At 40.9% G+C, this 20,427-nt stretch carries 20 protein-coding genes; 2 read left to right on the plus strand and 18 right to left on the minus strand.

Going from position 1 to position 20,427, the window contains the following annotated elements; all coding sequences use genetic code 11:
* Nucleotides 1–46: 46 nt before the first annotated feature.
* The 7 genes from rplI to nsrR form a co-directional block, all read right to left on the minus strand.
* Complete coding sequence (gene rplI, locus PVK70_RS17090) at nt 47–496, minus strand: 50S ribosomal protein L9 (protein ID WP_130043874.1); 450 nt, start codon at nt 494–496, stop codon at nt 47–49.
* 40 nt (nt 497–536) lie between these two features.
* The gene (gene rpsR / locus PVK70_RS17095; RefSeq protein WP_005421136.1) at nt 537–764 is read right to left on the minus strand and encodes a 30S ribosomal protein S18; all 228 of its coding nucleotides are present in this window, start codon (nt 762–764) and stop codon (nt 537–539) included.
* A 15-nt stretch (nt 765–779) separates the two neighbouring features.
* Nucleotides 780–1,082 carry a primosomal replication protein N gene (gene priB, locus PVK70_RS17100; RefSeq protein ID WP_130049239.1) on the minus strand — a complete coding sequence of 101 codons (303 nt, stop codon included), beginning with the start codon at nt 1,080–1,082 and terminating at the stop codon, nt 780–782.
* Between the two features lie 8 nt (nt 1,083–1,090).
* A complete protein-coding gene (rpsF, locus tag PVK70_RS17105) occupies nt 1,091–1,471 on the minus strand; it encodes a 30S ribosomal protein S6 (RefSeq protein WP_005421140.1) in 381 nt (126 codons plus the stop codon).
* A 238-nt stretch (nt 1,472–1,709) separates the two neighbouring features.
* Nucleotides 1,710–2,447, minus strand: coding sequence for a 23S rRNA (guanosine(2251)-2'-O)-methyltransferase RlmB (gene rlmB / locus PVK70_RS17110; RefSeq protein WP_130049238.1), 738 nt, complete (start codon nt 2,445–2,447; stop codon nt 1,710–1,712).
* A gap of 70 nt (nt 2,448–2,517) precedes the next feature.
* Complete coding sequence (rnr, locus tag PVK70_RS17115; protein WP_130049237.1) at nt 2,518–5,031, minus strand: ribonuclease R; 2,514 nt, start codon at nt 5,029–5,031, stop codon at nt 2,518–2,520.
* 87 nt (nt 5,032–5,118) lie between these two features.
* A complete protein-coding gene (gene nsrR, locus PVK70_RS17120) occupies nt 5,119–5,544 on the minus strand; it encodes a nitric oxide-sensing transcriptional repressor NsrR (protein ID WP_130043869.1) in 426 nt (141 codons plus the stop codon).
* Nucleotides 5,545–5,650: 106 nt separating this feature from the next.
* Here nsrR and hmpA point away from each other — a divergent pair, with 106 nt between their 5' ends.
* The gene (gene hmpA / locus PVK70_RS17125) at nt 5,651–6,835 is read left to right on the plus strand and encodes an NO-inducible flavohemoprotein (RefSeq protein ID WP_130049236.1); all 1,185 of its coding nucleotides are present in this window, start codon (nt 5,651–5,653) and stop codon (nt 6,833–6,835) included.
* Between the two features lie 79 nt (nt 6,836–6,914).
* Here hmpA and motX read toward each other — a convergent pair whose 3' ends face one another.
* The 11 genes from motX to tsaE form a co-directional block, all read right to left on the minus strand.
* Nucleotides 6,915–7,547, minus strand: a complete 633-nt coding sequence (gene motX / locus PVK70_RS17130; RefSeq protein WP_130043867.1) for a flagellar protein MotX — start codon at nt 7,545–7,547, stop codon at nt 6,915–6,917.
* A 215-nt stretch (nt 7,548–7,762) separates the two neighbouring features.
* The gene (locus tag PVK70_RS17135; protein WP_130043866.1) at nt 7,763–9,079 is read right to left on the minus strand and encodes an adenylosuccinate synthase; all 1,317 of its coding nucleotides are present in this window, start codon (nt 9,077–9,079) and stop codon (nt 7,763–7,765) included.
* 177 nt (nt 9,080–9,256) lie between these two features.
* Nucleotides 9,257–9,442 (minus strand): DUF2065 domain-containing protein, encoded by a 186-nt coding sequence (locus PVK70_RS17140; protein ID WP_060992657.1) that lies wholly within the window; start codon nt 9,440–9,442, stop codon nt 9,257–9,259.
* Between the two features lie 93 nt (nt 9,443–9,535).
* On the minus strand, nt 9,536–10,420 hold the full coding sequence (gene hflC / locus PVK70_RS17145; RefSeq protein WP_130043865.1) for a protease modulator HflC: 885 nt from the start codon (nt 10,418–10,420) through the stop codon (nt 9,536–9,538).
* 2 nt (nt 10,421–10,422) lie between these two features.
* On the minus strand, nt 10,423–11,631 hold the full coding sequence (hflK, locus tag PVK70_RS17150; protein WP_130049235.1) for an FtsH protease activity modulator HflK: 1,209 nt from the start codon (nt 11,629–11,631) through the stop codon (nt 10,423–10,425).
* An 18-nt stretch (nt 11,632–11,649) separates the two neighbouring features.
* Entirely contained in the window at nt 11,650–12,969 is a 1,320-nt protein-coding gene (gene hflX, locus PVK70_RS17155) for a ribosome rescue GTPase HflX (protein WP_130043863.1), read from the minus strand.
* A gap of 43 nt (nt 12,970–13,012) precedes the next feature.
* The gene (gene hfq / locus PVK70_RS17160) at nt 13,013–13,279 is read right to left on the minus strand and encodes an RNA chaperone Hfq (RefSeq protein ID WP_130049234.1); all 267 of its coding nucleotides are present in this window, start codon (nt 13,277–13,279) and stop codon (nt 13,013–13,015) included.
* A 103-nt stretch (nt 13,280–13,382) separates the two neighbouring features.
* Nucleotides 13,383–14,315, minus strand: coding sequence for a tRNA (adenosine(37)-N6)-dimethylallyltransferase MiaA (gene miaA, locus PVK70_RS17165; protein WP_130049233.1), 933 nt, complete (start codon nt 14,313–14,315; stop codon nt 13,383–13,385).
* Entirely contained in the window at nt 14,308–16,293 is a 1,986-nt protein-coding gene (gene mutL, locus PVK70_RS17170) for a DNA mismatch repair endonuclease MutL (RefSeq protein ID WP_130049232.1), read from the minus strand. Before mutL ends, miaA begins: the two co-directional genes overlap by 8 nt.
* A 13-nt stretch (nt 16,294–16,306) precedes the next feature.
* On the minus strand, nt 16,307–18,049 hold the full coding sequence (locus PVK70_RS17175) for a LysM peptidoglycan-binding domain-containing protein (protein ID WP_130049231.1): 1,743 nt from the start codon (nt 18,047–18,049) through the stop codon (nt 16,307–16,309).
* Nucleotides 18,043–18,507: a tRNA (adenosine(37)-N6)-threonylcarbamoyltransferase complex ATPase subunit type 1 TsaE gene (tsaE, locus tag PVK70_RS17180; RefSeq protein WP_130043858.1), complete on the minus strand. Its 465-nt coding sequence runs from the start codon at nt 18,505–18,507 to the stop codon at nt 18,043–18,045. Before tsaE ends, PVK70_RS17175 begins: the two co-directional genes overlap by 7 nt.
* A gap of 206 nt (nt 18,508–18,713) precedes the next feature.
* Between tsaE and queG the strand changes: the two genes are divergently transcribed.
* Entirely contained in the window at nt 18,714–19,826 is a 1,113-nt protein-coding gene (queG, locus tag PVK70_RS17185; RefSeq protein ID WP_165366826.1) for a tRNA epoxyqueuosine(34) reductase QueG, read from the plus strand.
* Nucleotides 19,827–20,427: the final 601 nt, after the last annotated feature.

Raw genomic sequence — 20,427 nt, forward strand, 5'->3', positions numbered from 1 at the left:
AACGCCAGCACTAAGGCTGGCGTTTAAATTATTAGTTGGCTATTGATTACTCAGCAGCAACAACTTCTAATTTCAATGTAGCAAATACTTCAGAGTGAAGTTGGATGCTAACTTCGAAAGAACCAGTTGTACGTAGAGCGCCTTCAGGAAGACGAACTTCGCTTTTCGCAACTTTAACGCCTGCAGCTGTAATAGCGTCAGCGATGTCACGAGTACCGATTGAACCGAATAGTTTACCTTCGTCACCAGATTTTGATGCGATAGTAACTTCTAGAGCGTTAACAGACTCAGCACGAGCTTCTGCAGCAGCTAGTTGCTTAGCAACGTTAGCTTCTAATTCAGCGCGACGAGTTTCAAACATCTCTACGTTAGCTTTAGTTGCCATAACAGCCTTACCTTGTGGGATAAGGAAGTTACGTGCGTAACCAGCTTTAACGTTAACTTGGTCGCCAAGGCTACCTAGGTTACCGATTTTATCAAGTAGAATAACTTGCATTATCTTAGTCCTCTATATACTTAATTAAACAACTAACGACTTACAGATGCTTATCTGTGTACGGTAGAAGTGCAAGGTAACGAGAACGCTTGATAGCGCGAGCTAGCTGACGTTGGTATTTAGCACGAGTACCAGTGATACGGCTAGGTACGATTTTACCAGCTTCAGTGATGTAGTTTTTTAGAGTTGCTACGTCTTTGTAGTCAATCTCTTGTACGCCTTCTGCTGTAAAACGGCAGAATTTACGACGACGGAAGAAACGAGCCATGGGCTATCTCCAGATCTAAATTAATTTAATATGCTCAGCATGTAACACTACTCTCGCCACGCCATTTCGGCCTGTCTGATAAGTGATAAAACCACCTACCGTAACGTTACTGCTTTGAGCTAAGTTTGCAGTTAAAGCTTGAGACCCTTGTCCACTCACTACCACGTTCATTCTGCAATAGACTTCACGTGATAAGCCAGCTTCCTGTTTAATCGAACGATGCTCAATGACAAAATGACAATGAGGTATGCCCGCAGGACTAAGACTTCGAACCGGAGCCTTGGTTATTACACCGCTTAACTCCAATCGATTGGTCATCAATTCAATTACTCAGCAGCAGCTTCTTCAGCGCGTGGTGCAGCGTCTTCACGCTTAGCAGAACGCTCTTCTTTAGCTTTCATCATTACTGATGGCTCAGTGATCGCAGCTTTAGTACGCATGATCATGTTACGTAGAACAGCATCGTTGTAACGGAATGCAGTTTCTAGTTCATCAATAACAGCTTGCTCAGACTCAACGTTCATAAGAACGTAGTGTGCTTTGTGCAGTTTGTTGATTGGGTAAGCCATTTGACGACGACCCCAATCTTCTAGACGGTGGATAGTACCACCAGCTTCTGTGATTGAACCTGTGTAACGCTCGATCATGCCAGCAACTTGCTCGCTTTGATCAGGATGCACCATGAATACGATTTCATAATGACGCATTGGTTGCTCCTTACGGATTATTCAGCTTCCACGATTGGCTCAGTCATCCAAGGGAAGCAAGGAACTAAAAAAAAGACTGAGAATTAAGAACGGCGGATAGTATAGAAAAACAGCGTTATTGGCAAGAAAAAGATAACTAAATCACAAAAATATTTTCTCTAATTTCAAAGAAAAAAAGAAGGTAATGAAACACTCATCACCTTCTCACTTAGCTTGCTGTTTTATCTGTTATTTCGCCTTATAACGAACGCTGGCGTACTGCTTCAAATAAACACACACCAGAAGCTACAGATACATTTAAACTGGTTACAGAGCCTGCCATTGGGATTTTAATCAGGTCATCGCAAGTCTCACGAGTTAGGCGACGCATACCATCACCTTCTGCGCCCATAACGATTGCTAATGGGCCGGTCAGTTTCGCTTGATAAACATCATGCGTCGCTTCACCAGCAGTACCAACAAACCATACGCCTTTCTCTTGCAGAGCACGCATCGTACGAGCCAGGTTAGTCACGCGAACCAAAGGAACCACTTCTGCTGCACCACAAGCAACTTTACTTACCGTTGCTGTCATTGATGCTGACTTATCTTTAGGTACGATTACCGCAGCAACACCTGCACCGTCAGCATTACGCAGACAAGCACCTAAGTTGTGTGGATCGGTAACGCCGTCCAGCACTAAGAATAATGGATTCTCAGATTGTGCCATGATGTCGTCTAGATCGTTTTCATTAAGCTGCTTAGCAGGAGTAACACGAGCAATAATACCTTGGTGATTCGCACCATTTGCTTTGTCATCCAACGTTTTACGTGGAAGCTCTTGGATTTTAAACCCAAGATCAGTCAGTTCCTTGATAATAGGTAACAAACGATCGTCTTCACGACCTTTTAATACAAATATTTCAATAAAACGGGCCGGATCACGCTCTAATACTGCTTTGGCTGCGTGGATGCCAAAAATAAATTCATTACTCATGCTGTCGCTTCTTTCTATTACAAATTAGTGGTTCTAATGGAGCATAGTCGCTCCATTATCGAATCGTTACTTATTCCGCTTTTGGCTTAGGTTTTCTTGCGCGCACTTTTTTCTTGTGCTTTGGTTTCGGCTTTCTTTTTGCCTTTACCTCATCAGCTGATCCATCAGGACGTTTTGTTGGTTCTACCATGGCTTGAGCTTTTGATTTCACTTTGCCCTTACCTTTGGATTTACGCTCACCTAATTGACCACGGCCTTTTGGCTCCGCTTTCTCGCCTTTTTTCTTTGGCTTAAAGTTAGGATCACGACGAGGCTCTTTTGTGCCACGTTTTTTCGCGTTATCTTTGGCTGTTTTACCATGACCACGCGCTTTACGCATTGAGCTTGTGCATTCAAAGTCAATGTTGCGATCATCAAGATTAACGGCAACAACCTTAACGGTAACCTGATCACCAAGACGGAAAATTTGACCAGAGCTTTCACCAGTTAAACGTTGACCTGCTGGGTCGAACTGGTAGTAGTCATTCGCTAATGATGAAATATGAACTAAACCATCGATATGCAAATCATTTAATCGAACAAAGAAGCCAAAACCGGTGACATTGGCAATCACACCTTCTAGCTCTTCACCGATATGATCTTGCATGTATTCACACTTCAACCAATCGGCAACATCACGTGTTGCATCATCAGCACGGCGCTCAGTCATTGAACATTGCTCACCAAACACATCCATATCATCGAATGAATAATGGTAACCACCTGTTGGTGTCCAACGATCGTTATTTTGGCCTTTCTCTTTGGCAATTAGATACTTAATTGCGCGGTGTAGCAGTAGATCAGGATAACGACGAATTGGCGATGTAAAGTGCGCATAACGCTTCAATGCTAGACCGAAGTGGCCTTGGTTATCTGCATTGTATACCGCTTGCTTCATTGAACGCAGCAGCATCGTTTGGATCAGTTCTTTGTCAGGACGATCGGCAATCACATGCACCAATTGACCGTAATCTGTTGGTGATGGTGTTAGCCCACCAGATAAACTTAAACCCAGCTCGCCTAAGAAATCACGGAAACCTTGTAGGCGCTCTTCACCTGGTGATTCATGCACACGATACAACGCAGGCTCTTTGGCTTTTTCAACAAAAGAAGCCGACGCGATGTTCGCTAAAATCATACACTCTTCGATGATCTTATGAGCGTCATTACGAATCACTGGTTCAATGCGGTCAATCTTACGATCGGCATTAAAGATAAACTTAGTTTCAATGGTTTCAAACTCAATCGCACCACGAGCTTCACGTGCTGTTTTTAGCACCTGATACATATTATGAAGCTCTTTAAGATGCGGAACTAATGGCTCATAACGTTGAGTCAGTTCTTCATCACCATCAAGAATATCACTTACTTTGTTGTAAGTAAGACGAGCGTGTGAGTTCATTACCGCTTCGTAATGCTTAAAACCTGACAGCTTGCCTGATGCAGAAATAGTCATCTCACACACCATACATAGACGGTCAACTTGTGGGTTCAATGAACATAAGCCATTCGATAATACTTCTGGTAGCATTGGTACTACTTGCGCAGGGAAGTAAACCGAGTTACCACGCTGAATCGCTTCTTTGTCTAATGCGTTATCAGGGCGAACATAATAACTTACATCAGCAATCGCAACCCATAAACGCCAACCACCAGAGGCTTTCGCTTGACAGAATACCGCATCATCGAAGTCACGAGCATCTTCACCATCAATCGTTACTAATGGTAATTCACGAAGATCGACACGACCTTCTTTTGCTTCTTCAGGTACTTCTTCTGCTAAGCCTTCAACTTGTTTTTCAACGGCTGTAGGCCATACATGAGGAATATTGTGAGTACGTAGTGCAATATCGATCTCCATGCCTGGCGCCATATTCTCACCAAGTACTTCAATCACTTCACCTGACATGCCACGAGCACGGCCACCACGGTCAGTAATATTAATCACAACGACATTACCCATGCGAGCACCCATTTTATGCTCTTTAGGGATAAAGATATCTTGGTTGATCCGTGAATCATCAGGAATAACAAAGCCCAAGCCATCTTCAATAAAGAATCGGCCGACAATACCTTCGTTATGAGGTTCTAACACGCGTACAACTCGGCCTTCTTTGCGGCCTCGTTTATCGGTACCTGTTGGCTGAACTAATACCACATCACCATGAATGACTTTCTTCATTTGGTGGAAAGGCAAAAGCACATCGTTGTCTTTACCAACACTGCCTTCAGGACGGATCCAACCGAACCCATCACGGTGTCCAAGTACCACACCTTTTAATACTTCAATGCGTTCTGGTAATGCATAGCACTGACGACGAGTGAATACTAACTGTCCATCTCGCTCCATCGCTCTTAAACGACGACGTAAGCCTTCATAGTTATCTTCACCAGATAAACCTAGGGCTTCGAATAAGTCATTACGATTTAAAGGAGCGTCTGCTTTTTGAAAGAATTCAAGAATACATTCACGACTTGGAATTGGATTCTCATACTTTTCTGCTTCTCGATCTTTGAAAGGATCGTTTTGAATAATCTTAGACATAGGCGACCTGCTTAGTCAGAGGAGATAATAAGGTAATTGTACCTGAGTATGCATATAACAGATAGGAAAGGATTTGGAATTACTGTCTTAAACACGATTTAACAAAATCAGTAATTCACTGTTATCTGTCAACATATCCTGAATAGTGTAATTGTCTAACTCATCCAAGAATGCTTGTTTCGCTTTAGCAAGAGCACCTTTAAGTCGACAGGCAGAAGTAATATGACAAAATTCAGGTGCGCAATTTACAACCTGTAGTGGTTCAATCGAACGGATCACATCACCTATAATAATTTGATTTGCTGGCTTACCTAAACAAATACCACCATTCTTACCTCGAACCGTTTTTACATAGCCTTCTTGACCTAATTTATTGATGATCTTCACCATATGGTTACGCGATACACCAAATGCTTCAGTTACAACCGTAATACTGGTTAGTTCATCTTCAGGCAATGACGCTAGGAATATCAAGGCTCTTAGGCCAAAGTCGGTAAAATTTGTTAGTTGCATATCCTCTCCTTATCTTTATTTATTGTAAATCTTCTCTTGACCAAAAGATATATTTTAGATACAACTTATAACATACATAATAAATACACCTTTAAAGGTACACATCATGCTCAACAAAAATACTATTGATATCATTAAATCAACGATTCCATTACTTGCACAAACAGGCCCGGCATTAACTGCTCATTTTTATGATCGTATGTTTACTCATAACCCTGAGTTAAAAGATGTTTTTAACATGAGTAACCAACGCAATGGCGACCAACGTGAAGCCTTATTTAATGCTATCTGTGCTTATGCGGGTAATATTGAAAACCTAGAAGTGCTATTACCCGCCGTAGAGAAAATAGCCCACAAACATACGAGTTTTATGATCACCGCTGAGCAATACAACATTGTTGGTGGTCACTTACTTGCAACGCTTGATGAGATGTTTTCTCCTGGCCAAGAAGTTCTTGATGCTTGGGGTGAAGCTTATGGTGTACTTGCTAACGTCTTCATTCAACGTGAAGAGCAAATCTATCAAGATAATAATGCTCTTGATGGGGGTTGGCGCGGACTGCGTGAGTTTGAGTTAATCGCAAAAGAAAAAGAGAGTGAGCACATCACTAGCTTTACGTTTATGCCTACAGATGATCAGCCCGTTTCCCACTTCAAGCCAGGTCAATACATTGGTATTTACTTAAACCCTGAAGAATTTGAAAACCAAGAAATTCGTCAATACAGCTTATCTTCAGCGCCTCAAGAAAAAACATATCGTATCTCAGTAAAACGAGAAGATGGCGGTAAAGCCTCAAATTACCTACATGCATCTCTGAATATTGGCGATAAGGTAAACCTTACTGCACCTGCGGGCGATTTCTTCTTAGAAGTTGAAGCATCAACGCCTGTTACGCTTATTTCTGCAGGTGTTGGCTTAACTCCGACTCTTTCTATGTTAGAAACACTTACCCAACATAAAGAAAAAGTAACATGGTTACACGCAACGGAAAATGGCTCTCAACATGCATTTAAACAACACATTTCTACTTTAGCTGAAAAGCATGAGCATATCTCTGCGTATACTTGGTATAACCAACCACAGGAAACAGATACAGTAAATCAAGACTTCCAATTTAACGGTTTAATTAATTTAACTGAGGTTAAAGAAGAGATCGTCTCTGATAATGGTCACTACTACTTCTGTGGTCCTGTTGGCTTTATGCAGCATGTTGCGAAGCAATTGATTGAACTGGGCGTTACTGAGGATCGTATTCATTACGAGTGCTTTGGTCCTCATAAAGTTCTATAAATAATAGAGCCTTAAATGCAAAAACGCCCAGTGATAAATTATCACTGGGCGTTTTTTTAGAGCTGATGAAATTACATATCTACCAGAAGGTATCTCGTCTTTTGGCTCTAGCAATCACATTGCCAGGCATACGCATCTCTAATCCATTTCTTAAATTAGCAATTCGTTTATGTTTACGTCCATCTGAAGTCACCGTGTTATATAACCATCGATACGCGTCTTCATAATCAAGTGGGCTACCATAATCACTCAATAGTAGCTCAGCAAGATGAATACGAGCATTTACATTTCCCATTCCTGCGGCTTCACGCAAGTAAGGAATTGCTCGCTCTCTATCTTGTTGAACCAAGGTACCTTTGGCGTAATATCGACCAATCTGCTCAAGTGCTGCGGGTAAACCTTGTCTTGCTGCATTTTCCATGTAGTAAAGCCCTAGCTCTACATCACGGTCCACACATACACCCCACGCCAACATGTCTCCGTAAAGAAACTCGTAAGCTGGTGAATCAATCTTAGTAGCACGAGCTACAATGTCTTCAACTAATTGACAATTATCTACATTTTTCACACGGGTTAGGTGTGAATTTGTATCAAATAATCGAAACAGTTGGTTTTCGGTATAGATTGGGATCGGTTCTCCGATCTCTTCGCTAGAAGCATGCATAGGCACTAGTGCTACCATGCAGGCTGCTACGAGATGTCGTAGTTTCATAATTCATCAACTCTTTATAACTGTATTTATTATATCGACGTAAGCGGCAAGTTCTTTAGGCAAAATTTGCCCTTAGTGGCAACTTTTTGCCCATACTTTATAAGTTGTTGATTAAATGAAATTTAGAAGCTTGGATGGGAATGAGCTTGGGAGCTAAAACAACAGATATAAAAAAACCAGCTACATGAGCTGGTTTTTCTTCATTCTCTAAGCAATTAAGCTTGGAATGGGTGTACTTTGATGATTGTCTCGTTACGGTCAGGACCAGTAGAGATAATATCAATAGGCACGCCTGTTAATTCTTCGATGCGCTTAATGTAATTTAGAGCAGCTTGTGGAAGCGCTTCAATTGTTTTTGCACCAAATGTATTTTCAGACCAACCAGGCATAGTTTCGTATACTGGTGTCGCTTCTTCAAATGCTTCAGCAGCCATTGGAGAAACTTCTAGTAAAGAACCATCTTTCATCTGGTAACCAGTACAGATTTTTAGTTCTTCTAGGCCATCTAATACGTCTAGTTTAGTTAGACACATACCAGACAGTGAGTTGATTTGGATTGCACGACGCATCGCTACAGCATCAAACCAACCAGTACGACGTAAACGACCAGTCGTTGCACCAAACTCGTGACCAACTGTACCTAGGTGTTTACCAATTGGATCTTGCTTCTCTAAACCATCATATAGCTCAGTAGGGAATGGACCAGAACCTACACGAGTACAGTATGCTTTAGTAATACCTAGGATGTAACCTAAGTGACGAGGACCAAAACCAGAACCTGCAGCAACGCCACCAGCGGTAGTATTAGAAGATGTTACGTAAGGGTAAGTACCGTGGTCGATGTCTAGAAGTGTACCTTGAGCACCTTCAAACATGATCTTGTCGCCGCGCTTGCGTGCTGCATCAAGAGTATCAGTTACATCGATAACCATTGAAGTTAGTAGATCAGCATAGCTCATTGCTTGCTCAAGTACTTCTTCATAGCTTACTGGCTCTACTTTGTAGTAGTTAACTAATGCAAAGTTATGGTATTCCATTACTTCTTTTAGTTTCTCAGCGAAAGCAACTTTATCAAATAGATCGCCAACACGTAGACCACGACGAGATACTTTATCTTCGTACGCTGGACCGATACCACGACCTGTTGTACCAATTGCTTTGTTACCACGTGCGATTTCACGCGCTTGGTCTAGCGCTACGTGATAAGGAAGAATTAGAGGACAAGCTTCAGAAATGAATAGGCGTTCACGAACTGGAATACCACGCGCTTCAAGTGGCGCCATTTCTTTTAGTAAAGCATCAGGTGAAAGCACTACGCCATTACCGATAATGCATTCAACATTATCACGTAAAATACCTGATGGAATTAAGTGTAGAACGGTTTTTTCACCGTCGATAACTAGAGTGTGGCCTGCATTGTGACCGCCTTGATAGCGAACTACATACTTTGCATCTTCAGTTAAAAGGTCTACGATTTTACCTTTACCTTCGTCACCCCATTGGGTGCCCAGAACGACAACGTTATTTCCCATCTTTCCAAGTCTGCTTGTTAGTTAAAAATGGATTCTAGCATTGATAGAAAAATCTTTCAGGTATTTTTAGTTAAAATCTCATTTTCATAATAAAGCGCTATCAATATAAACAAGGTTATGATTTATTTTTTTAATAAAATCAAAAATAAAGACACAATCCTACATTTTCAGCGAATATTAGAGCATCACACTGCAAATAACGACACCTGCAACCACTAAGCACCCACCGATACGACGCAAAGTATTGTCAGGCTGCTCACTTAATTGCGCCACCATATTACGCCACCCATTAGGCGCGATTAATGGACCTAGCCCTTCCACAATGAGTACACCACCAATGGCTAACCAAATCGCATTGCTCATACAAACCTCTTAATAAACTTAATTACGTGCAGAAACAAAACAAGGCCCCGTAGGACCTTGTTAATTAAAGCGAATCAAAATCTAGAGTTAGATTTATTTTCCACCCTTTGGATCATTCATGTATTTGAAGAAGTCAGTCTTAGGATCAAGTACTAAGATGTCGTTCTTGCTATTGAATGATCTCTCATAGGCTTTCAATGAACGGATAAAGCTAAAGAACTCAGGCTCTTTATTAAACGTGTCTGCATACAGTTTTGCAACTTTCGCATCGGCATCACCACGAGTAATTTGTGCTGTTTTATCCGCTTCAGCGATAATCGTTGCTACTTCAAGCTCTGATTGAGCACGAATAACTTCGGCTTTCTCACGACCTTGAGAACGTAATTTACGAGCAACCGCTTCACGCTCTGCACGCATACGACGGTAAATCGATTCAGAGATCTCTTCAGGTAAGTTGATTTTCTTGATTCGTAAATCAATCACTTCAATACCTAAATCACCCGTTCCATCTTGAGAGTCAAGAAGTACTGTTGCCATTACTTCTTCACGCTTTTCAGAAACCAATTCTTTTACCGTAGTACTACCGATTTCAGCACGTAGACCATCAGAAACACGACGTTGTAGTAACGCTTCCGCTGTCAGAATATTACCACCACCAGTTGCTAAGTAGAATTGACCAAAATCTTTGATTCTCCACTTAACGTATGAGTCGATAATAACGTCTTTTTTCTCTGACGTTACGAAACGGTCTGATTGATCATCCATAGTTTGGATACGAGCATCTAATGTATTAACTCGATCAAACATTGGCATTTTAAAATGCAAACCCGGTTCGTAGATACGAGTGATTTCATTATTGTCTTTAATCAAACGACCAAAACGAGTCACAATACCACGCTCACCTTCTGGGATCACAAACAGTGACATCAAGAAAATAGCGACTACAACAATCAGTGTTGGGATCATTAACTTACGCATGATTAGTATCTCCCTTCACGTGTTGAGTTACGGCCAGTAGTATTCGTATTAGTTGGTTGTTGCTTTTGTTCTACTTCGATATTGTAATTTTTAGACTGTGACGTTGAAGTTCTAGGAGTCGACGTCGCACCCTGCTGATTACCAGTGATCTTATCTAATGGTAGATATAACAAGTTACCATTTGATTCTGAATCAATCAGAACCTTACTTGTATTACCGTATACGCGTTCCATCGTATCCAAGTACAAACGAGTACGAGTGACTTCTGGTGCTTTGTTATATTCAGGTAGTAGCTTTTCAAACTGTGCAATTTGACCAATCGCTTCGTTAACAGTTCGTTCTGTATAACCTTGAGCTTCTTTTTTCAGACGCTCAGCACGACCCGTCGCTTTTGGAAGGATATCATTACTGTACGCTTCCGCTTCACGAATGAAACGCTCTTCATCTTCTCGAGCTGCAATCGCATCATCAAATGACGCTTTTACTTGCTCTGGCGGACGAGCTGATTGGAAGTTAACATCAACAACTAATAAACCCATGTCGTATTTATCAATAATGCGATTTAGCGTTTCTTGAGTTCGTTGACGGATTTCTTGACGACCACTGGTCAAGATATCATCCATTTTTGCGTCACCAATAACGGCACGTAACGCAGAGTCTGTCGCTTGACGCAAACTGTCATCCGCATTCGTTACTGTGTACAAATATTTATGCGCATCAGCAACACGATATTGAACACCCATCTCAACTGTTACTACGTTTTCATCTTTAGTAAGCATTAAACCTTTTGAGTTTAATGAACGAATTGATTGAACGTTTACTGGTGTCACTTGATCAATAAAAGTTGGTTTCCAGTTTAGACCTGGGTCAACCATACGATCATATTGACCAAAACGTAATACTACGCCTCGCTCACTTTCACCAATGGTATAGAAACCAGAGAATATCCAAATACCAATAGCGACAACTGCAATTAAACCTAAGCCAATTGCACCGCCATTGCCAAATGAAGGTAGCCCGTTGCCACCATTATTATTTCCGCCTTTATTGCCACCACCAAACTTACCACTCAATTTTTGGCTTAGTTTATTAAAGACTTCATCAAGATCCGGTGGACCTTGATCACGGCCGCCACGATTTTTATTACCCCAAGGGTCTTTATTATCGCCACCGCCATTGTTGTTGTTATTTCCAGGCTCATTCCACGCCATTAGAAAACTCCAAGGTAATTATGAAGACAAAGAATTCTGTGTACTCTCATCAGCAATTAAAAAATTACTTAATGGAGTCTCTTCACGTTTTTCTAACTTAGACCAATCAACTTGCTGCATACGTACATCGAGAAGCAAGCTGCCATCATCCTGATATTCTTCTTTTATAATGCTTTGCATTTGAAAGAATTTACTTCGAAGACGTCCAACCAAATCTGGCGGTAATAGCAATGTATGCGCCACCATCTGCCCAGCTAATCGTTCCGTTAATGCTTGGAAAAGTAATTCAATGCCTTGGCCTTCCATTGCTGAAACCCAAACACATCGAGGAACTCCCTCCTCATCACGTTCAATTCTTGGTTGTTGATCTTCTAAGTTATCAATCTTATTCATCACAAGAAGAAAAGGTACCTCATTGGCATCTATCTCTTCTAGAACAATATCTACTGCCTCAATATTCTCACGAAAACGGTCATCACTGGCATCAACAACATGTAACAAGATATTTGCTTCTTGCGTTTCTTGTAATGTCGCTTTAAAAGCAGCAACAAGATCATGTGGCAAATGACGGATAAAACCTACCGTATCAGCAAGTATCGATGTCCCAACATCAGCAACTTCAATCTTACGTAATGTAGGATCAAGTGTTGCAAACAATTGGTCAGCCGCATAAACCCCCGCTTCAGTAATTCGATTAAATAACGTAGATTTCCCTGCGTTGGTATAACCGACTAATGAAATGGTTGGAATTTCAGCCCGATATCTTGCTCGACGCCCTTGCTCACGCTGCTTAGCGACTTTAGCTAATCGGCGCAAGATTGCTTTGATACGATCTCGCAATAGTCGTCTATCGGTTTCTAATTGAGTTTCACCAGGACCTCGTAAACCTATCCCGCCTTTTTGACGTTCAAGGTGCGTCCACCCTCGGATTAATCGAGTAGATATATGACGTAATTGTGCTAACTCAACTTGCAACTTACCTTCATAGGTTCGTGCTCGCTGAGCGAAAATATCCAGTATTAGCCCCGTACGGTCTATTACTCGACATTGACATAATTGTTCTAAATTTCGTTCTTGAGCAGGAGAAAGCGCGTGATTAAAAATCACAATATCTGCATTCTTAGCTCGAACTGCATCGGCAATTTCTTGCGCTTTACCTTCACCGACATAGTATTTAGGGAGTGGAGACTGACGGGTCCCCGTCACAACATCTAATGTGTTTACTCCTGCAGAAGACACCAACATCTTACATTCGTCGAGATCTTCTACGTCTCCCTCATAGGTGAAACTGATGTGCACAAGAATCGCCTGTTCACCGGATTCATAACGGTCAAACAAGCGCTAACTCCTTAAAGATCGACTATTCAAAAATAGAATAGTATTAATCTTCTGTTGTTTCTTGTGGACGCTCGCTTTGTGGGCGATCACTTGCAGTGTGATGGCTTACAGCACGAGCTGGAACAACAGTAGAGATCGCATGCTTATATACCATCTGATTTACTGTGTTCTTCAATAGGATAACAAATTGATCAAATGATTCGATTTGTCCCTGTAATTTAATCCCATTAACTAAGTAGATAGACACTGGAATCCTTTCACGACGCAGCGCATTCAAAAATGGGTCTTGCAAAGATTGCCCTTTAGCCATTTTTTTTTCCTTTTTGGTTTGTAATTGTAATTTTATTTAGCTATTAGCCTTTAGCTTATGACTAAACGCTCTGAAGTTAAACAACATTGATACATTATTGTGCTTATTTTTTCTCTAAACGATCAGAGATCGTCTGTAGGGCACCATCAATGTCATCACTATCCAGCCAAGTGAGTTCTTTCCAGCTACGTAGCCAGGTAATTTGTCGCTTGGCCAATTGACGAGTCGCGCACACACCACGGAAAACCGCGTCATCTAATGTGCCCTCCCCATCAAAATAGTCCCACATTTGTCGGTAACCTACGCATCGAATAGATGGTAAATCAGCATGAAGATCATCACGTTCATATAATGCTCGTGCTTCCGCTTCAAAGCCGGCTTCCATCATATTCTCAAAACGCAGTTCAATCCGACGGTGTATCTCTGCTCTTTCTTTCGGTGCAATCGCAAATTGATGCACTTCATAAGGCAAGGCGTCACCTTTAATCTGGGTTAATTCTGTTAAAGTTTTACCCGAAATTCGAAATACTTCCAACGCTCGGGAAAGTCGTTGTGGATCATTTGGATGAATTCTCTCTGCTGATACAGGATCAATCGTTTTTAATTGAGCATACATCGCTTCCCATCCAAATTGCACCGCTTCTTGCTCAATTTGAGCTCTAATGTCAGCATCCGCTGCTGGTAATGGTGAAAGACCTTCAAGTAATGCTTTGTAGTACAACATCGTACCACCAACCAATAAAGGTATCTTTCCTTGAGCAACAATGTCATCCATTTCTTTCAGGGCATCACGACGAAACTCAGCCACTGAATAGCTCTCTGTTGGATCAATAATATCAATAAGACGATGAGGTGCTTGTAAAAGTTCCTCTTCATTTGGTTTTGCCGTACCAATATCCATTCCCTTATAGATAAGGGCTGAGTCTACGCTAATCAACTCTACAGGAAAGCGTTTTCGCAATTCAATCGCTAAGTTTGTTTTTCCTGATGCTGTTGGTCCCATCAAGAAGATGGCTTGTGGTAATGCTTTATTCATGACTAAATGCTTGTATCACTTGAGTAATATCGATGTTTTTTAACAGTTTCTGATTGAATTGGGATAACCCATCTCCCCATAACTGCTCTAATTCCATCACTAATTGTATCGCTTGAGCATTACTATAACTGACTTCTTCATGTTGAACTTGATGAGAAAGCCAAATAATAACCTGTTCAAGTGACGGATTTATGCTGTCTAGATACCTTAACAGATTCGGAATTAATTGTTGTAAATTCTGCTGCCGAATTGGTTGACAAACCGCCATCACAATCACACTCGTTCTATTTTTAACTTTAAGATCAATACCCAAAGGTTTCAAGAATAAAGCGTAATCTAATACTTTACGACAAATCGTTTCTTCTACACCGATAGAAAGTGGTATTAGTAAAGGTTGAGCTCGTAACGCTTCGTTATGCACACTGTTTAACTGCCCATAACTTTTTACAAACTCAGCATAATGTAAATTTAAAAGTTGCAGTTGCTCTCCTTTTTGTAAGAGGGCAAACCCTTTTTCGACAACGGTTAAGACCTTACCTAACGAAACCACTTTATCGTCGACTATTGAGAGTATTGGCACATAACTTTCGACGGTCGGTATGTCGCTTAAATGGCGTAAGTGGCCCTCATTTACCTGATGATTGGTAGAGCGCTTATCTTCAACTGGCGTGTTTAGTAACGCACTGTAATTCGTCAGCTCTTTTTGAGAGGGTCTATCATTTTGGTAAGTAATACTGCGACCATTTGATGATGAGGACTTTGATATTGAAGGGGAGTTCGATACCCAAGAATCAGATGGGGCTTTATTTGGGTAATTTGGTGTTGAATCCACCGCATTTTTTAGCTGCTCCGTTCTATCAATGCTCGCTTGTTGAGGCTGACGAACGTATTCCTTCATTGGTGGGAAATGGATCTCTTTCTCATGGAAAGTACTGCACTCTTCATTTTCTTCTTCATTGTATGAGAGTTCTGGAGAGCTAATACTTTGCTGTAATGCGCCATAAATAGCTTGATAGATAAAGTCATGCACCAAACGCGCTTGATGAAAACGCACCTCATGTTTAGCCGGATGGACATTCACATCGACATCGTGCGGATTAATCTCAATGAATAAGATATAGGCAGCATATTGATTTGCTAATAATGAAGACTCATAACCTTGTCGTATAGCATGATTGATGAGTTTATCTTTCATCATTCTGCCATTCACATAACAGTATTGGATATCGCCTTGTGCTCTTGCCCCTTCAGGTGAGGAGATCCAACCATGAAATTTTAGCTCTCCATGCTCCAGCTCAACTTCTAATGCGTGTTGTAGAAAATGAGAACCACAGATGGCTGCTAACCGTTTTTCGACTTGAGCTTTTGTTTGCGCCGCTCGATATTGACGGACTTGCTTTCCGTTGTGGCGTAGGTTGATCGTAATATCCAATCGACTCAGAGCAATTCGCTTTAAGAGTTCATCAATATGAGTGAATTCTGTTTTATCAGTACGAAGAAACTTACGACGAGCAGGCGTATTAAAGAAAAGATCGACCACATCAATGGTGGTTCCAATAGGGTGAGCGGCAGGTTTTAGTTTAACCTCCATATCTCGTCCTTCAGCATATGCTGACCACGCTTCTTCTTGGGCAACAGTACGAGAGGTTAAGGTTAAACGAGAAACTGAACTGATTGAGGCAAGCGCTTCACCACGAAAGCCAAGACTCACAATGGCTTCAAGATCATCAAGAGTGGTAATCTTTGATGTCGCATGGCGACTTAAGGCAAGAGTCAGTTCATCTTTCGCGATACCAAAACCATTATCACGAATTCGAATTAACTTACTGCCTCCTTTTTCAATGTCAATATCGATGCGAGTTGCCCCCGCATCGATACTGTTTTCAACAAGCTCTTTTACTACAGAAGCAGGGCGCTCAACAACCTCACCCGCCGCAATCTGGTTGGCTAATCGAGCTGGTAAGATTTGAATTGGCATAACCCTGTCCTTTCTAACTGGTTGGTATAATGAGCACCTGTCCTATCGCCAACTCATCAGAACGTAACTTATTGGCTTTTCTTAGGCTGGACACAGAGACTCCATATTTCGTTGCAATTTTACCTAAGAACTCACCACGTTTCACCGTATGTTTCTTCACAGGGGCAACAATGCTTACTTTCAATTTCTGTCCAACAAATAAGGTATCTGATTTCAATCGATTTAACGAACGAATGCTGCTTGTAGACACCTTATACCTAGACGCAATTTTTCCTAAATATTCACCAGATCGTACTTTATGAGTAATGATCGTACGTGCTTGTTTAGTGTTTGATGATGCTGCCTTTGACGTCGTCGTTTTCGGAGCAATATACACCGGTTTATTTGTTGGAATAATTAGTACTTGGCCAACAGCTAAACTCGTACTCTTCAAGTTATTCACACTTTTTAACTTGGTTGCAGTAGTACCGTATTTCTTAGCAATAACAGAGAGTGATTCACCAGAGCGCACTTTATGCTTCTTTTGCTGGCCTTGTGCAGCCAGTAATGTCCCTTGCGGAGGGTTAGCATTAAGGTAGCTTACAATCGCTTTAGAAATCGCGCGAGCTATCTTATCTTGATGGCCACGCTGGAACAGTTGCTTCTCTTCTGTCGGATTCGAAATAAAGCCAGTTTCAATCAAAATAGAAGGAATATCTGGTGACTTTAATACCGCAAGACTGGCATTAACAGGATCTTTCTTATGAAGTTTGATCACTTTTCCCATTTCAGAAAGAACGTTCGTTGCGAGTTTATAGCCCTCTTTTTGAGAGTGACTAAATTGTAAGTCTAATAGTGTTTGACTTACGTTTCGGTCATTGCTGTTCTTTGCTAGCACATCACCTGCGCCACCTAATAATTCAGACTGTTTCTCATGCTTCTCTACCCAACGACCAATCTCAGTGTTTGCACGACGTGTGTTTAACACAAAAACAGAGCCACCTCTTGGTTGTGGAGAGCGGAAGCTATCTGCGTGAATAGAAACCAATAGATGAGATTTGTTTTTACGAGCAATGTCAGTACGTTTGTTTAAGTTAACAAAGTAATCACCACTGCGCGTCATGATAGCTCGCATACCTGGCTGAGCATTTATCTGGGCAACGACTTTTTTAGAGATCGCAAGAGTCGCGTGTTTCTCGTACTTTCTCGTCGGTCCAATAGAGCCAGGGTCTTCGCCACCATGACCAGCATCAATGGCAATAATAATCTCGCCATTACCAATAATATGATTGGAATTAGAGTTAATGATTGGCTGCGATGGTTTTACTGGTTTACTTTGAGTTGGCTTAGAGACACTGCTTGAAGAATGAGGTAAGTCCATTACCAAACGATGGCCGTACTGCCCACCGGGTGTTGGAGCTAACTTAAACACTTCAGCTTTCACTGAATGCTTTAATTCAAAAACCAGACGCGTCGTGCCCTTGGATGGCGATGAGCTCTTTCGTATTTTTGATAATACTTTACTGTCACTGACCGTTAATGGCAGCTTGGCTTTTAAATTGGTATTTTTAAGATCAACAACCAAACGATAAGGGCTACTCAGTGTGAAGTAGCTGTAATTCGCCTCTGAATTTAAATCAATAACAATACGAGTTTCATCTGGCGACGGCCACACTCGTATTCCCTCTAAGGTATTCGCAGATACATAAAAACTACTCACTGACATCACAGCAAGTATCGCATACCAAATTACTTGAAAATATTTACCGATTAACACAAATCCAACCGCTGAATTAAACTACATCCATACTCATTATTACCCGTAATCACAACATGACGAGCTTCGCCATCATAGCGAATATCAATATCAATATCTGGATTTGGTAATAACCCTTCCCCTCTCTCAGGCCATTCAACTAAACAAATTGCATCATCAGTAAAATAGTCACGGATCCCCATAAATTCTAACTCTTCAGGATCGGCTAAACGGTAAAGGTCAAAATGATATACTTGCCACTTATCCAGTTCATAAGGTTCGACTAACGTATATGTTGGACTTTTCACATTACCAATATGCCCTAGCGAACGAATAAAACCTCGACTAAAGGTGGTTTTACCTGCGCCAAGGTCACCATGCAAAAAGATCGTTGTTTGCTGAGTACAAGCTTGAGAGAGCTGTCTACCAAATTCAACGGTGTCGTCTTCAGTAGCTAAATTAAATTCAAAGCGTTCCATTATTCACTAATTTCACTATTTTAATTGTCTAAATTGATGGACTTGGTATCAGATTCACAATTTATCTGCGGAATATTTACACACAAGTTCTTATGGGTTGCGTTGATTCAATACCTTTTAGTTGCATTGAAGTACGTCTTATCAATCCTATATGATAAACTTTTACTCATAATACTGTAATAAAAAAATGTAATCTCTCTGTGAATATCGACTATCAAGCACTCGCAAATAACATCAAAGTATGGGCACAAGAACTTGGCTTTCAAAAAGTTGGGATCTGTGACGTTGACTTATCTCAGCACGAAGCGGCTTTAGAGCAATGGCTTGATGCTGGCTATCATGGTTCAATGGACTGGATGGCTCGTCATGGCATGATGCGAGCAAGACCTAATGAGTTACACCCAGGAACGATTAGAGTCATCAGTGCACGCATGGATTATTTGCCTCCTCAAGCCGGCTTCGCAAGTAATTTAAGCGATCCTACACAAGCTTATATCAGTCGATACGCTCTCGGCCGCGATTATCATAAGCTGATCCGCAACCAATTAAAAAAACTAGGGCAAAAGATTGAAGCTGAAGTTGAACAGCTTGGTTATCGTCCTTTTGTCGATTCCGCCCCAATCTTAGAAAGACCGTTAGCAGAAAAAGCAGGATTAGGCTGGACAGGAAAGCACTCATTACTCCTTGATAAAGACGCAGGTTCTTGGTTTTTCTTAGGTGAACTATTAATTGATATCCCCTTGCCTGTTGATTCTCCTGTTGAGAACCAATGCGGAAAATGCACGGCCTGTGTTACATCATGCCCGACAAATGCGATATTAGAAAATGGAGTGATTGACGCCCGTCGTTGTATTTCTTACTTAACCATAGAAAACAGCGAGGTTATTCCTGAGGAGTTTCGTTCATTGATGGGCAATCGAATTTATGGTTGTGATGACTGCCAGCTAGTATGCCCTTGGAATCGTGAAGCCGAAATAACACAGCAAAATGACTTCCATCGTAGAGAGTCTCTAGATAATGCTAATTTACTCTCTCTTTTTGCATGGGATGAAGTCACGTTTTTAAAAAATACGGAAGGCTCTGCAATTCGTCGTATTGGCCATAAGCAGTGGTTACGCAATTTAGCCATTGCAATGGGTAACGCACCACATTCAACTGACATCATTTCAGCACTACAAGCTCGTATAGGGTTAGATGATAACTTGGATATTCATCTTCTTTGGGCAATAGAGCAACAACAATCCCAACAAGTAAATGCAAATAGAAAAGAACAACGCCTTATTCGAATTATAGAAAAAGGCTTACCAAGAGACGCCTAATTTCACGCTATATATAGGGTTGAGTATTTACTTATGATGAAAATTTGATGTTAGTCGTAATTAATGTGGAAAACATTTTGAAGTGAAGCAAACTATTTGGTTTACAGAAAAGTTAAGCACAAGTCAGGAATATGATTAGGATCAAAGAAGTCAAGCGAAAAGATCTTTTCAATTGCTAAAAAAAATGCATATGAAAAATAAATTATATATAAATCAATCAGATAAATAAAAACAAGAAATATATTGATCTAAAACCAACCATAAGATCTTTATTTTAGTTATTTAAAAAAAGGCTTTTAAAAAATAACTAACAGAGTTATCCACAATACTCTTTTTGTGGATAAGTTTGTTGATTATATGGTAACTACTACATATAACTGACCCTCTGCCCTTTATGTTTTATAAAAACATATTGATATGCAGATAGATAATTTGATTCTTTGGCTTTGTATGAATCAGAATGTTCTAAAGAGCAGAATTTTATGTGGGGTTAATACTTCACAGCATTAATTTTAAAGAAAATAAAAGCGCTGAATAGTATTCAGCGCTTTTATTTTGTTTGGAGCGACACACGAGGCTCGAACTCGTGACCTCAACCTTG

The organism is Aliivibrio sp. A6 (assembly GCF_028765505.1).
Classification (GTDB): domain Bacteria; phylum Pseudomonadota; class Gammaproteobacteria; order Enterobacterales; family Vibrionaceae; genus Aliivibrio; species Aliivibrio finisterrensis_A.